Consider the following 13,062-nt stretch of genomic DNA (forward strand, 5'->3'; position numbering starts at 1 on the left):
TCCCCGTAAGGAGAAGTGAAATGAAAGTCTTGTCTTTAGCTCTGGTTCTAGGCGCGATGTCAGTTGCAACCGCATCGGCGCAATCTGTAAAAATCTGTGATGATGAAGCGGGCTGGCCTCCCTATGTTTACAACCCGATCGAAAACGGAAAAGCGGATAAGTCCAAGATCGAAGGTGCTGCGATTGATTTTGTGAACCGGATCTTTGAAGAAGTTGGCCTAGAGCATTCGACAGAGCTGTTGCCTTGGAAACGGTGCCTGGCAGAGGTTGAAAACTTCGGTGACCGCGGGAACTTCGAGATGTTCCAGAACGGCAGCTACAATGCAGAACGGACCAAAATCTATTACATCAGCGAGTCGATCTATGAGACCGGACGCGGCTTGTTCTATTCGACTAAAAAATTTCCGGACGGTCTCGATGTGAACAGTGTCGAAGACGCAAAAAAATACAAAGTTTGCGGTGTGCACGGTTACAACTACATCGACTGGAACCTTGCGGATAATCAGATCGAAACCTCAGCGAAATCGACGGAACAGGCCTTAAAAAAGGTTGCCGCCGGCCGCTGCGACGTGGTTCCGTCCGCGATTGAACCGATCTATGGTTCTGCCGCGATCGGAAAGCCGATTGTGCCGAATGGGGTGAAGCCGCATGTGGTTGAATTCCTGGATAAAACCACATTCCATATCTACATCGCCAAAACGTCTCCACGTGGTGAAGAATTGCGCGACAAAATCAACGCAGCGATCAAGAAATTGCGCGCGGACGGCACGCATGAAAAGATCTTCAGCCAGTACCTGAATTTCTAAGCGGGATTCAGTTTTGATTTTGAAGACCGGGCGCCAAAAGCGTCCGGTTTTTGCTGTCAAAAATTCGGCTCAATAGACCCATTTTTGAGCGTTCTGCAGCAGGAATTCCCGGAAAGCGGTGACACGGGCTGTGTTCTTCAGTTCCGAGGGGTAGACGAAATAGGTGTCAAAAGACGGCACCTTGTCTTCCTGCTCGGCAAGAACGGGAACCAAGTTCGCCCCGCTGTCGATGATGTAGTCCGGCAACATGGCAATGCCCGCGCCGGTCTGAACCGCCCGTTTGATGGCGATAATGTTGTTGACCTGAAGCACAGACCTCCGGGGACTACCGTCAGCGCGGCCAGCGGTCACCAGCCAGTTCATTGAGCGCAGATAGGCGGGGGCCTGCTCACCAAACGTGATGATGCGATGGTCGTCAATCTCTTCTATGGTCGAGGGCGCGCCGAACCGCTGGATATAGTCCGGTGAAGCAAAGACGTGAAAATGCACCGTGAACAGCTTGCGCTGGATTAGATCTGGCTGGGTCGGCTGGCGCAGCCGGATCGCAACATCGGCCTGACGCATACCGAGGTCAAGTTCATCATCATCGAAGATCAGCTGCAGGTTCACATCCGGATAGATGTCGATGAAACTCCGGATGCGCGTAGCAAGCCAGGTTGAGCCGAGGCCAACAGTCGTTGTCACACGCAAAGTACCGGATGGTTTTTCCTTGCTGTCCGTCAGGCTTGATTGCACCGCTTCCAGCTTCATCAGTACGTCGCTGGCAGTGCGGTACAGCAATTCACCTTGCTCTGTCAGCAAAAGCCCGCGGGCATGGCGGTGGAAAAGGGGCACCCCCAGATCATGCTCAAGCGCACTGACCTGGCGGCTGACGGCGGATTGACTCATGTGAAGCGTATCGCCCGCATGGGTAAAGCTGCCTGCCTTAGCGGCCGCATGAAAGATACGCAATTTGTCCCAATCCATCACAATCCCCTATCCATCTATCTGGGATACTGTGCTATTCCGCAGCTTGTTGCGTGCTGGCGGTTTCTTGCTCGGCAAGAAATTTTTCAGCTTCCAAAGCTGCCATGCAGCCCATGCCGGCCGCCGTCACAGCCTGACGGTAGATGTCGTCGGTGACGTCACCAGCGGCAAAGACACCTGGAATGGAAGTCTTCGTGGAATCTGGAGCTGTTTCAAGATAGCCATTTGATTTCAATGTCAGCTGGTCCTTGAACAGCTCGACAGAAGGTGCATGGCCGATTGCGATGAAGACGCCGTCGGCGGAAACTTCCTGGAGGTCGCCAGTTTGCGTGTTCTTCAACCGCACACCAGTCACGGCTTTCGGTTCACCGCCTCCAAGGATTTCATCGACCTGGTGATCCCAGATGATGTCGATCTTCTCGTGTGCGAACAGACGGTCCTGCAGGATTTTCTCTGCGCGCAGGCTGTCGCGGCGATGCACCAAAGTTACTTTGGAGGCAAGGTTGGCGAGATAAAGCGCCTCTTCAACAGCTGTATTGCCACCACCGACAACAACAACTTCCTTATTGCGGTAGAAGAACCCGTCACAGGTGGCGCAGGCTGAGACGCCAGCACCCATATAGTCCTGCTCGGAGGCAAGGCCGAGCCAGCGGGCCTGAGCGCCGGTGGCAATGACGAGCGCATCCGCTGTAAAGGTGGTGCCGCTGTCAGCTTCCAGACGGAAGGGGCGTTCGGACAGGTCGGCTTTGATGATGGTGTCATAGACCATCTTTGTGCCGACGTTTTCAGCCTGCTTCTGCATTTGCTCCATGAGCCAGGGGCCCATCACCGGGTCAGCGAAACCGGGGTAATTCTCAACATCCGTGGTGATGGTCAACTGACCGCCTGGTTGGATACCGGACACCAGGGTCGGCTCGATCATTGCGCGGGCTGCATAAATCGCAGCGGTATAACCAGCAGGGCCGGAGCCGACGATCAAGAGTTTGCTGTGCTGTGTACTCATGGGCGTAGTTTAATCCGTTTTTCTTGTCTCAACCGTGACTGCCGGATATTCTTCCCCAGATGAGGGCGATCCGGCATGGTGAAGCGCGCTGTAGTCTGCCAGAATCCGTTCTGCGATCACAGGCGTAGCATCAATCGGCTCGTAGGTAGTGGTTTTCATCGGCCCTGGAAAGGGGTGAACACAGCCGAGCTGTTCCAAAGTCCCCAAAAACCGGGTGATTTTGTCGTGACCACCGCTTGGATGGAACACATGAATTGGCCGTCCGGTCGCCGTTGCTTCGCCGATCATGTTTGTGGAATCGGCCGTTGCAACAAAGGCGTCGGCTTTTGCAAGGAAGTGGCCATAGGGATTAGCGCCGTCCCCTGCCCAAAAATAGTGTCCGCCGCTGATTGCCAACTCCTCGACGGCCTTCGCTAAGTCGGCAGGCGTGCGCCGGGAAACCGTGATCAGGAAATGGGCCTGGTCATCGGTGGCCATCTGTCTCAAGCCGTTAATAAATCGCGTTTGGTCAGCTTCAGTGAATGTGTGGTGCCGGCTATCCCCGCCGAGCAAAACAGCAACTATGGGGGCTGGCCGTGAATCAATCTCCGGAAATGCTTCGGATTTCAGTTCTGCCAGGCGGCTTTGCGAAAACTTATGTGGCGACGTGGGGGTGACCAGAACGTTTGGGCCACGCAATTTATCGTGCTCCGGAACCCAGATGAGGTCGGCACTTCCTGGACCGGTTCTGGGGTCTTTTAAAAACACCGTGAAGGTCTTGCCACCGGAAGCTTTTTTGAGACGCTTCAGATAGGCGGCAGCCCGGCGTCCGGAGGCGAGTGCTATGTCGGGGTAGGGTGGTGCTATTGGACTGTCTGCATGCGTTTCGCGATCTTTCGGAGGAAACGGGCCAAAGGGCAGCCACCAGGAATAGGGCGGCTTAGGTGCCACGGTCCGCATTTCATAGGGCAGGTGGAGTGCTTCGGCGACACCGACGCATTGAGCCACGTCGCCCGCCTTGCCATCTGACAGTATCCAAATGGTGCTGGGCGATGCCATCGATCTCAGCATAAATTGCAGGGTTTCCCGGTCGGAATCTTTCAAGATTGTGCGCAATTTTGTTATAGTCTTGCACAAACGCGCAAAAAGTCATAACTCGGCACCGAAGAAACACGTTTGTGTATGAATCTCAAGTCCTCCGGAACCACATGCTTAGCCTTCACCGGCGTTGTATGGCGGCACCTCGATAAAAAATCCAAAGGAGAGCGGTGTGAAAGCGCGCCTTGATGCCATTGACTGGCAGATCCTAAAGGAATTGCAAGATGATGGCCGGATGACCAACGTTGAGTTGGCTCGCCGGGTTGGAATATCCGCACCGCCCTGTCTTCGGCGGGTCCGGGCCCTTGAAGAAGCAGGGTTGATCCAGGGCTACCGGACGCTCCTTGACGAGAAACAGCTTGGCTATGATGTCACCGCCTTTGCAATGGTCGGACTTCATAGTCAGACGGAAGCAGATTTGCTTGCCTTTGAGCAGACAGTGGAAAAATGGCCGCTCGTCCGCGAGAGCTACATGCTGTCGGGCGAAGTTGATTTTCTATTGAAATGCGTGTCGCCAGATCTGCAGACGTTTCAGAACTTTGTCATCCGGGAACTGACGGCCGCGCCCAATGTCGATAGCGTGCGCACAGCGCTGACGATCCGCCGGACCAAAGACGAGCCTGTAGTTCCGATCGACGGCTGAGAATTCTGATTATTTCAAGCGTTCTGCGGATTTCCGGGGGCGGTTTTGTTACCCTTGCCAATCTTTTTCAGGCGTGAATGCAGACGACGCAAGAGCGAAATGTCCCGGAGTGCGGTTCCCACGAGCGTGAAGCTGATGGTGAGCAGGGCGCAGGTGATCAGGATCGCTATGGGCAACCATTGGTCATAGTGGAACGTGTCGAGGGCATTATCGACCGTATCGACGCCGGAATAGATCCGGTTTCGAACAACTTCCCGGTAGCTGCCGATTTGAGAATTGCCGTATTTGATATATCCGAGCAGGGCGATTAAAGCCAAGACGCTGGCACTCAGGGCGACAAGGAAACCAAATAGCTTGATGCCAAATACAAGTGCCTTTTCGTCGGCCCGCTGAAGCAGACGTTTAAAGGCGTCGCGTTCGCGCGGTTCCAATCGGGAAGACAGGTAAAACCGGTAGGCCCACAAGGGGATGGCCAGCACTAACAACCAGAAACCGATCGCCTGAAAAACCATTCCAAGACCTCCACATCTTTATGGCCGCAACTTTAGTGACTTTCGCGGCCAGATAGAAGTACCTCTGCCGAATAAGCGGCCAAGGTCAATGGGAAGTTGATTTTAACAGGCGATAATTCGGTTCTTAAGTCGCGGACGTATCAGAGGTATTTTACGTCTACGATCTCATAGGAATGTGCACCGCCGGGCGCTGCAACTTCGACGCTGTCCCCAACGGATTTGCCAATCAGTGCACGCGCGATCGGAGACGAAATCGAGACCTTGCTTTGTTTGACGTCCGATTCAACGTCACCCACGATCATGTACTTCTTTTCTTCTTCCGTGTCCTCATCAATGAGAGATACGGTTGCGCCGAATTTTACAACATCACCAGACAGTTTGCTGACGTCGATCACTTCGGCGCGGGAGAGCTTGTCTTCCAGTTCGGCAATCCGGCCTTCATTCAGGCTCTGAGCTTCCTTGGCTGCGTGGTACTCGGCATTTTCCGATAGGTCGCCATGCGCGCGTGCCTCAGAGATGGCATCTACAATCCGCGGGCGCTCAGAACCGGTACGCTCCTTCAGCTCTTCTTGGAGCATGACGTACCCGGCGGAGGTCATCGGAACTTTTTCCATGGGTCTCAGACCTTCAGCTTATTGGGTCTTTCTAAAGAAGACCGCGCTTTAAAAAAACAAACCCAGCCGGGAAAGGATCTCTTTCCCGGCCGGTGAACAACCATATTAGCCTCACGCGAAGTAGGATTGCAAAGGCCTAACTTCAAGACTCCCCGCTTTATGTGCGCAGATCCCCTTTGCCGCGGCCACAGAGCCTGCCAGCGTGGTGTAATAAGGCACCTTGTTCAAAAGTGCGGCGCGGCGCATGGAGCGGCTATCAGAGATCGCCTGGGCGCCCTCTGTGGTGTTCAACACCAACTGAACTTCGCCGTTCTTCACCGCGTCAACGATATGCGGACGGCCTTCCATGACCTTGTTGATCTTTTTTACCTCGATCCCTTGCTCTTGCAGGTACGTCTGCGTACCGGCTGTCGCAATGATGGTAAAACCAGCTTCTTCCAGGCTTCTGACGGCATCGACGACACCGGCCTTGTCCTGATCGCGCATGGATACAAACACGGTGCCCTTTTGCGGGACACCTGTGCCACAGCCGATCTGAGATTTCGCAAAGGCGCGGCCAAAACCGTTGTCGAGGCCCATGACTTCCCCGGTAGAGCGCATTTCCGGGCCGAGGATGGTGTCGACACCGGGGAAGCGCGCAAACGGGAAGACAGCTTCCTTGACCGCGATATGGTCCAGCTTTTTCTCGCTGAGACCAAATGACGCAAGGCTTTCGCCGGCCATGATCCGGCTGGCGATCTTGGCGATTGGTGCGCCAACTGTTTTGGCAACAAAAGGAACCGTTCTGGATGCGCGCGGGTTGACCTCAAGAACGTAGATCTCGTCGTCCTTGATGGCGAATTGCACGTTCATCAGGCCACCGACTTCGAGTGCAAGCGCCATTTCCGTTGTCTGGCGTTTCAGTTCATCGATCATCTCTTCTGAGAGAGAGAACGGCGGCAAGGAACAGGCACTGTCCCCGGAGTGAATGCCGGCTTCTTCGATGTGCTCCATGATGCCGCAGACAAAGACGTCTTTGCCGTCGCAGAGTGCGTCGACGTCAACTTCGATGGCGCCTTCAAGATAGCGGTCGAACAACAGCGGGTTGGTGCCCAGAACCGTGTTGATCTGGCCTGTCTTGTCGTTCGGGTACTTGGCGCGGACTTCGGCCGGAACGAGCTCCGGCAAAGTGCCAAGAAGATAGGAATTGAGTGCCTCTTCATCGCGGATGATCTGCATGGCGCGCCCACCCAGAACATAAGACGGCCGGACGACCAGTGGCAAACCGAGCTGGCTTGCAATCAGGCGCCCCTGTTCGACGGAATAGGCAATGCCATTTTCGGGCTGTTTCAGGCCGAGTTTGATGAGCAACTTCTGGAACCGGTCCCGGTCTTCCGCCAGATCAATCATGTCCGGTGAGGTGCCAAGGATCGGCACGCCCGCTTTTACCAGCGATTGGGCCAGTTTCAGCGGTGTCTGGCCACCGAACTGAACGATCACGCCGTGCAGGGTGCCGTTTTCCTGTTCCTTGCGGATTATTTCCAGAACGTCTTCCGGTGTCAGTGGCTCGAAATAGAGCCGGTCGGACGTGTCATAGTCGGTGGAGACGGTTTCGGGGTTACAGTTGACCATGATGGTCTCGTAGCCAGCGTCTTCCAGTGCGAAGGCTGCGTGACAACAGCAGTAATCGAACTCGATGCCCTGGCCAATCCGGTTTGGACCGCCGCCAAGAATGACGACTTTCTTTTTGTCAGACGGATTGGCTTCACACGCTGGCTTGCACATGAAGGGCGCTTCATAGGTGGAATACATGTAGGCCGTCGGGGAGGCGAATTCGGCCGCGCAAGTGTCAATCCGCTTGTACACCGGATGAACATCCAATTCTCCGCGCAGTTTGACGATGTCGTCCGTATCGACACCAGCCAGGCTTGCCAGGCGTGCATCGGAAAAGCCCATTCCTTTGAGTTTGCGCAGGTTTGCGGCGTCTTTGGGCAGCCCGATGTTCCGGATCTTGGCTTCCATGGCCAGGATGTCGGCCATCTGTTCCAGGAACCAGGTGTTGATGCCGCTGGCTTGATTGATTTCCTCAACGCTCATGCCAAGCCGCATGGCCTGGGCAACCGACAGAAGCCGGGTCGGTGTTGCGGTGGAAACAGCCGCGCGCATTGCATTGCGGTCATCGCCTTGGTCGAGGCCCGGGATTTCAACTTCATCCAGGCCGTTGAGGCCGGTCTCTAGACCGCGCAGCGCTTTTTGCAGGCTTTCATTGAAGGTCCGGCCGATCGCCATGACTTCCCCGACCGACTTCATTGCGGTCGTCAGATACGGCTCGGAGCCCGGGAACTTTTCAAAGGCAAAGCGCGGGATCTTGGTGACCACATAGTCGATGGTCGGCTCGAAAGACGCCGGAGTCGCGCCCCCGGTGATGTCGTTTTCCAGCTCGTCCAGCGTGTAGCCGACCGCCAGCTTGGCTGCGATCTTAGCGATCGGGAAGCCAGTTGCTTTGGACGCCAAAGCAGACGAGCGGGAGACACGCGGGTTCATCTCGATGACGACCAGTCGACCGTTTTCCGGATTGACGGCGAATTGAACATTCGAGCCGCCGGTTTCGACGCCGATTTCTCGCAGGACGGCGATCGAGGCGTCCCGCATGATCTGGTATTCTTTGTCGGTCAGAGTCAAAGCAGGGGCGACGGTGATCGAATCGCCGGTATGCACACCCATCGGGTCGACGTTTTCAATGGAACAGATGATGATGCAGTTGTCCGCTTTGTCGCGAACGACTTCCATTTCATATTCTTTCCAGCCCAAAAGGCTCTCATCGATCAAAACCTGGCCGACCGGTGAGGCATCGATGCCAGAACGGACGATCGTCTCGAATTCTTCGCGGTTGTAAGCGACACCGCCGCCAGTTCCGCCAAGGGTGAAAGCAGGGCGGATAATGGCTGGCAGGCCGATCTCATCGATCGCGCGCATCGCTTCCAGATAACCGGCATTCCGGTCATAACCTGTAATCCTGCCGTCTTCGTCCCGGATGGCCGGTGATGAGGCGATGGCAGCACGCGGGTTTTCCAGGCCGATGGCGTCCATGGCAGCGCGGAATTTCTCACGGTCTTCCGCTTTATCGATGACATCGGCACGAGCACCGATCATCTGGACACCGAATTTCTCCAGAACGCCCATCTGTTCCAGGTCGAGGGCGCAGTTCAGTGCGGTTTGACCGCCCATGGTGGGCAGCAGCGCGTCCGGCCGTTCTTTCTCAATGATCTTTGCAACCAGGTCAGGCGTGATCGGCTCGATGTATGTCGCATCGGCCAAGTCCGGATCGGTCATGATCGTCGCCGGATTGGAGTTGACCAGAATGATACGGTAGCCCTCTTCGCGCAGTGCCTTACAGGCCTGGGTTCCCGAATAGTCGAATTCGCAGGCTTGGCCGATAACAATCGGGCCGGCACCAATGATCAGGATGGAAGAAATATCTGTGCGTTTAGGCATCTGGGCTCGCAGCTCGAAGCGAGCGGTCCGGGAAAGCGGGCATTTGCTTCCGGTCTGCTCGGTCGTTAGTGAATGACGATGTTGGCTGAGCGCGTCTTATAGGCAAAACCGGGCCGCGTGGGAACCCCGATAGTGTCAAAGGTGATGTTTCTGGAAAGGAAAATGCTTCACTTGTCCGGATTATCGGGTGATGACGCTAGTTCTGTGGCCGTTTGTCCGTCGAAATCGGCAATTCCCTGGGACAGGGCATAACAAGCTAGGCGGATCGATTTGGGTATTTCTACAGGACGGCCATCCCGGTTTCCTTTCTCATAGTATTGGAGCATCCGCTTTTTGAGCCCAAGCTGCTCAGCTGCATCTTTTTGTTTCAACCCGAGCGTTCTCCGCCAGCTCCGGAACTGATCCGGTGTCATGATGGCATTGATGGATTTGGATTTTGAATCGGGCATTTTGAATACAGATGTCGAGCTTCAGTGTATGAGGGCGCCTGCATAGGCAGCCGCAAGTTCCTGACACAAATAGCTTATGCAGGTGATTGTCAATCCGGAAGTGCACATAGTGCGACTTCGGAAATGACCGCTGAAGCGCTGGGGTGCCAACTCGGATTTGCCAAGTCGGCAGAACAAGGTATGCCGAATTTTTGGATTTCCTGTCCTCAAATACTGGTTCATCCAGGTCACTTTTGAGCGAATCACCGCGGAAATTTTCCGATCAACGGAATATTCAGCGGCGTCAAAGCGCCAACAATTCCAGAAATGCGCGGTTATGAAAATTAATTTTCGGCTTATCTGGTGTCCGGTGTTTGGTCGTATGTTGGTGGCGGACAACTACTTGAATTGCAATATATCGGTTATTGTTGAAAGGCGACGGAGCAAACTTCTGGGCAGAGTTTTTTCAATTATCGATAATATCAAGTCCTAATGTAATAATTGCCAGGGTAATTATGAAGTTTACCTTATAATTAAACTTGCGAACTTGTCGTCGCGTGAGAAGTTAAATTTTGCCTGAATTTATAATGTTGATAATATATTTAATTATCGATAATTCATATTTGTCCAGAATACGTATTGATTGCTTCTGTTTTTCCCCGAAAAATGATGCATACTTCCTTTGATCAATAGAGAATATGGTTATCATTAACTCCGGTTGTGTAAAAAAAAGGCGGAGACGGGTTGGTTTCTACTGGATTTTTTCTACAAAATCGGTGTAAAGCTGTACGCGCTTAGTCTCTAGTGAGTTTGGTGCTGTGTGCCCACACTGTGAATTCCGCATTGATGCGGTGACGTGGGCTATGCTTGCAGGACGTAAATATCGGAACGACGGATGGTGGGACCCAGAGTTCAGGTGTGCTGCGGGCCAGATCAGGCTTCAAGAGGAATAAAACGATCGGGCAAGAAAGTATGAACAACGTAGCTACGAAAATGGTGGTAGTTCCGGACATAGCTGGTCCGGACACTGAAGTCCCTCAGGAAGACCGTCCTTTGGCGATCTCCGAAATGTCGGAGCGGTTCGGAGTAACTCTGCGGACACTTCGGTTTTATGAAGAAAAAGGCCTATTGAATCCAGTCCGCAAAGGCGCCCGTCGGTTCTATGGCGCACGCGATGTGTCGCGGATGCGGGTGATCTTGCAGGCCAAGAAAATCGGTCTCACCCTCGTTGAGATCCGGCGGGTAATTTCTCTGGTTGAGGGCAATTCACCGCGCGGAGATCAATTCAAGGAGCTGCAAAAGATCTGCGCTGCACAGCAGGAAATTCTGCTGGAACAAAAGCAGATGCTCGATGAGCAAATTGTCGAAGTCGACGAAATCCTGACATCTTTTGATCAGCTGATCAGCTGATCAAAACAAGCAGGTTAAAAACCACACCGGTGGCTGGTTTGGCCGCCGGTTTTTTATTGCAGTCATATTTAGAGCACGTCGAAGCACAATGGTCAGGTTTCACCTGAGAGAGCCCAAGTTCAATGCCGTGAGCTCGTGGAGCTAGCCGCTCAATTCCTTCGCATCTAGGCCGAATTTTTGAAACATTCGGTCGACTTCCCCAAACGCCCTGTTTTGCAGTTATGGCTTGGGTGCCAAAATTGTTATTTTTACCTATTCCGATATACTCGAGATGCCTTTGCTATCTAGGCTCGGCGTCAGGTGTTTCAGATTAGCGATAGGGCATGTCTGATGACCAGGAAAGAGATCACGGCTTTTGTGGGTTGGTGTTGCGTGTTGAACGTCACGCTGCTGCTCATCAGTTCTGTTGCGCTTCTATTTGAGCCGAGCTGGATACGCAGCGTATTTGCGCTTGCTTATACCACCGGGGATATGCGGGCCTTGCATTCGGAGCTTCTACACATCGATCAAAAAGAAATCGGGATGTTCTACGTAAACGTTTTGACCCAATACAAGCTCTTGATTGTTGTGTTCAATATCGTGCCCTATTGCGCACTCAAACTCATGCGCAGAACATAAATCACATGAAGACAAGGGGGCAGGTGTTTCTTGTCTCACGCAGGTTGCGCCGTTGGCGCAGCAGCGCGAAATTCGCCGCTGCGCGTCGACTTACCTGAACCGTTAAGCGGCCTTGTTGGCGTCCATCAAATCGGTGAACCGCTTGAACAGATAGCGGCTATCGCGCGGGCCTGGAGACGCTTCCGGATGGTACTGGACCGAAAAGACCGGCTTGTCTTTCATTGCCAAGCCGCAGTTTGATCCGTCAAACAGGGAGACATGAGTTTGCTCGACGTTGTCCGGAAGGCTGTCCGCGTCCACAGCAAAACCATGGTTCATGGACGTGATCTCCACTTTGCCGGAGGTCTGATCAAGAACCGGATGGTTAGCGCCATGGTGACCCTGGTGCATTTTGATGGTTTTGCCGCCGAGCGCCAGAGCGAGCATCTGGTGGCCAAGGCAAATGCCGAAAACCGGTAGCCCGGTATCAATTACGGACTTAATGGCGCCGACAGCGTATTCGCCAGTGGCGGCCGGATCGCCAGGGCCGTTGGACAGGAATATCCCGTCTGGCTTGTGGGCAAGAATATCGTCAGAGTTTGTGTTGGCCGGAAGCACAGTGACATCGCAACCGGCGTCAGTCAGAAGGCGCAAGATGTTTCGCTTGATGCCGAAGTCCAACGCAACAACCTTGAATTTGCCGCCCTTGGCATCGGAAAAGCCTTCATCCCAAACCCAGGTTTTTTGAGACCAAGTGTGAGTCTGGGCCGTCGATACGTCCTTGGCCAGATCCATACCAACCAATCCAGGCCAGTTGGCAGCGGCCATCTTCAAGTTATCCAAATCAAAGTTGCCGTCCGGATCATGGGCGATCACACCATTGGGCACACCCTTCTCGCGAATGAGGGCTGTGAGCGCGCGCGTGTCGACACCGCTGATACCGATGAGGTTGCGGCTTTTCAGCCAGGTATCTAGGTGTTGGGCAGCACGGTAATTGGCCGGGTCGGTGATGGCGGCGGCCAGCACAGTGCCGCGAATACCGCTGTCTGCCGCCATATTCACGGTCTCAATGTCTTCGCCATTTGTGCCGACATTGCCGATATGGGGGAAGGTGAAGGTGATGATCTGACCGGAATAGGACGGGTCTGTCAGGATCTCCTGATAGCCTGTCATTGCGGTATTGAAACAGATTTCACCAACGGCCTGACCGGTGGCGCCTAAGCCATATCCTTCGATAACACTGCCGTCGGAGAGCACAAGCAGGGCGGTCGCCGGGGTGTCGGACCATGCGTCTGCAGTCGTCATGTCTTGTATCCAGAGTTTGTTGGTGACATCATGCGCTGCAGGAAGGGCGATTGGAGCGTGGGATTTCCACGCATCTGGCCGCCTGCATTAAGCGCGGGACTCTATGGGAAGCGGACAGGATCGTCAACATTGATCCTCTGAAAAAAGATCTTTAAAATTCAATCACTTGGCTTGAGCGGGCCAGAGGGTGCAAAACGTACCTGCGGTTTCGCGTGGCAGAGGTGGGG

12 protein-coding genes are annotated in these 13,062 nt (G+C 54.1%); 4 read left to right on the forward strand and 8 right to left on the reverse strand.

What is annotated here, in order from left to right:
* Window positions 1-20: 20 nt before the first annotated feature.
* Window positions 21-806: a substrate-binding periplasmic protein gene (locus tag ACOOFE_RS06605; RefSeq protein WP_420414223.1), complete on the forward strand. Its 786-nt coding sequence runs from the start codon at window positions 21-23 to the stop codon at window positions 804-806.
* A gap of 69 nt (window positions 807-875) precedes the next feature.
* Here the strand turns inward: ACOOFE_RS06605 and ACOOFE_RS06610 are convergent, their stop codons facing one another.
* Genes ACOOFE_RS06610 through ACOOFE_RS06620 form a run of 3 tightly spaced genes read right to left on the reverse strand, consistent with a single transcriptional unit; the run spans window position 876 to window position 3,825 of the window.
* Complete coding sequence (locus ACOOFE_RS06610; RefSeq protein WP_141185673.1) at window positions 876-1,772, reverse strand: LysR family transcriptional regulator; 897 nt, start codon at window positions 1,770-1,772, stop codon at window positions 876-878.
* A gap of 34 nt (window positions 1,773-1,806) precedes the next feature.
* On the reverse strand, window positions 1,807-2,775 hold the full coding sequence (trxB, locus tag ACOOFE_RS06615; RefSeq protein ID WP_420414224.1) for a thioredoxin-disulfide reductase: 969 nt from the start codon (window positions 2,773-2,775) through the stop codon (window positions 1,807-1,809).
* 9 nt (window positions 2,776-2,784) lie between these two features.
* Entirely contained in the window at window positions 2,785-3,825 is a 1,041-nt protein-coding gene (locus tag ACOOFE_RS06620; RefSeq protein ID WP_420414225.1) for a mitochondrial fission ELM1 family protein, read from the reverse strand.
* Between the two features lie 199 nt (window positions 3,826-4,024).
* Between ACOOFE_RS06620 and ACOOFE_RS06625 the strand changes: the two genes are divergently transcribed.
* On the forward strand, window positions 4,025-4,495 hold the full coding sequence (locus tag ACOOFE_RS06625; RefSeq protein ID WP_141185675.1) for an Lrp/AsnC family transcriptional regulator: 471 nt from the start codon (window positions 4,025-4,027) through the stop codon (window positions 4,493-4,495).
* A 14-nt stretch (window positions 4,496-4,509) separates the two neighbouring features.
* Here ACOOFE_RS06625 and ACOOFE_RS06630 read toward each other — a convergent pair whose 3' ends face one another.
* The 4 genes from ACOOFE_RS06630 to ACOOFE_RS06645 form a co-directional block, all read right to left on the reverse strand.
* Window positions 4,510-5,007 (reverse strand): hypothetical protein, encoded by a 498-nt coding sequence (locus tag ACOOFE_RS06630; protein ID WP_420414226.1) that lies wholly within the window; start codon window positions 5,005-5,007, stop codon window positions 4,510-4,512.
* A gap of 140 nt (window positions 5,008-5,147) precedes the next feature.
* Complete coding sequence (gene greA / locus ACOOFE_RS06635; protein WP_420414227.1) at window positions 5,148-5,621, reverse strand: transcription elongation factor GreA; 474 nt, start codon at window positions 5,619-5,621, stop codon at window positions 5,148-5,150.
* A 111-nt stretch (window positions 5,622-5,732) separates the two neighbouring features.
* Window positions 5,733-9,095: a carbamoyl-phosphate synthase large subunit gene (gene carB / locus ACOOFE_RS06640; protein WP_420414228.1), complete on the reverse strand. Its 3,363-nt coding sequence runs from the start codon at window positions 9,093-9,095 to the stop codon at window positions 5,733-5,735.
* A 167-nt stretch (window positions 9,096-9,262) separates the two neighbouring features.
* Window positions 9,263-9,544, reverse strand: coding sequence for a helix-turn-helix domain-containing protein (locus ACOOFE_RS06645; RefSeq protein ID WP_420414229.1), 282 nt, complete (start codon window positions 9,542-9,544; stop codon window positions 9,263-9,265).
* Window positions 9,545-10,495: 951 nt separating this feature from the next.
* Here ACOOFE_RS06645 and ACOOFE_RS06650 point away from each other — a divergent pair.
* Window positions 10,496-10,933 carry a MerR family transcriptional regulator gene (locus ACOOFE_RS06650; protein WP_420414230.1) on the forward strand — a complete coding sequence of 146 codons (438 nt, stop codon included), beginning with the start codon at window positions 10,496-10,498 and terminating at the stop codon, window positions 10,931-10,933.
* Between the two features lie 330 nt (window positions 10,934-11,263).
* Complete coding sequence (locus ACOOFE_RS06655) at window positions 11,264-11,551, forward strand: DUF6868 family protein (RefSeq protein WP_420414231.1); 288 nt, start codon at window positions 11,264-11,266, stop codon at window positions 11,549-11,551.
* A gap of 102 nt (window positions 11,552-11,653) precedes the next feature.
* On the opposite strand, the gene carA is transcribed toward ACOOFE_RS06655, so the two are convergent.
* Window positions 11,654-12,835, reverse strand: a complete 1,182-nt coding sequence (gene carA, locus ACOOFE_RS06660) for a glutamine-hydrolyzing carbamoyl-phosphate synthase small subunit (protein ID WP_420414232.1) — start codon at window positions 12,833-12,835, stop codon at window positions 11,654-11,656.
* Window positions 12,836-13,062: the final 227 nt, after the last annotated feature.

The organism is Roseibium sp. (genome assembly GCF_965216085.1).
Taxonomy (GTDB): domain Bacteria; phylum Pseudomonadota; class Alphaproteobacteria; order Rhizobiales; family Stappiaceae; genus Roseibium.

What these genes read in the sequence shown, in the direction of transcription:
- carB (WP_420414228.1), bottom strand. Translation starts at nt 9,095, where the DNA reads ATGCCTAAACGCACAGATATTTCTTCCATCCTGATCATTGGTGCCGGC.
- ACOOFE_RS06610 (WP_141185673.1), bottom strand. Translation starts at nt 1,772, where the DNA reads ATGGATTGGGACAAATTGCGTATCTTTCATGCGGCCGCTAAGGCAGGC.
- trxB (WP_420414224.1), bottom strand. Translation starts at nt 2,775, where the DNA reads ATGAGTACACAGCACAGCAAACTCTTGATCGTCGGCTCCGGCCCTGCT.
- greA (WP_420414227.1), bottom strand. Translation starts at nt 5,621, where the DNA reads ATGGAAAAAGTTCCGATGACCTCCGCCGGGTACGTCATGCTCCAAGAA.
- ACOOFE_RS06645 (WP_420414229.1), bottom strand. Translation starts at nt 9,544, where the DNA reads ATGCCCGATTCAAAATCCAAATCCATCAATGCCATCATGACACCGGAT.
- ACOOFE_RS06620 (WP_420414225.1), bottom strand. Translation starts at nt 3,825, where the DNA reads ATGCTGAGATCGATGGCATCGCCCAGCACCATTTGGATACTGTCAGAT.
- ACOOFE_RS06605 (WP_420414223.1), top strand. Translation starts at nt 21, where the DNA reads ATGAAAGTCTTGTCTTTAGCTCTGGTTCTAGGCGCGATGTCAGTTGCA.
- carA (WP_420414232.1), bottom strand. Translation starts at nt 12,835, where the DNA reads ATGACGACTGCAGACGCATGGTCCGACACCCCGGCGACCGCCCTGCTT.
- ACOOFE_RS06650 (WP_420414230.1), top strand. Translation starts at nt 10,496, where the DNA reads ATGAACAACGTAGCTACGAAAATGGTGGTAGTTCCGGACATAGCTGGT.
- ACOOFE_RS06630 (WP_420414226.1), bottom strand. Translation starts at nt 5,007, where the DNA reads ATGGTTTTTCAGGCGATCGGTTTCTGGTTGTTAGTGCTGGCCATCCCC.
- ACOOFE_RS06655 (WP_420414231.1), top strand. Translation starts at nt 11,264, where the DNA reads ATGACCAGGAAAGAGATCACGGCTTTTGTGGGTTGGTGTTGCGTGTTG.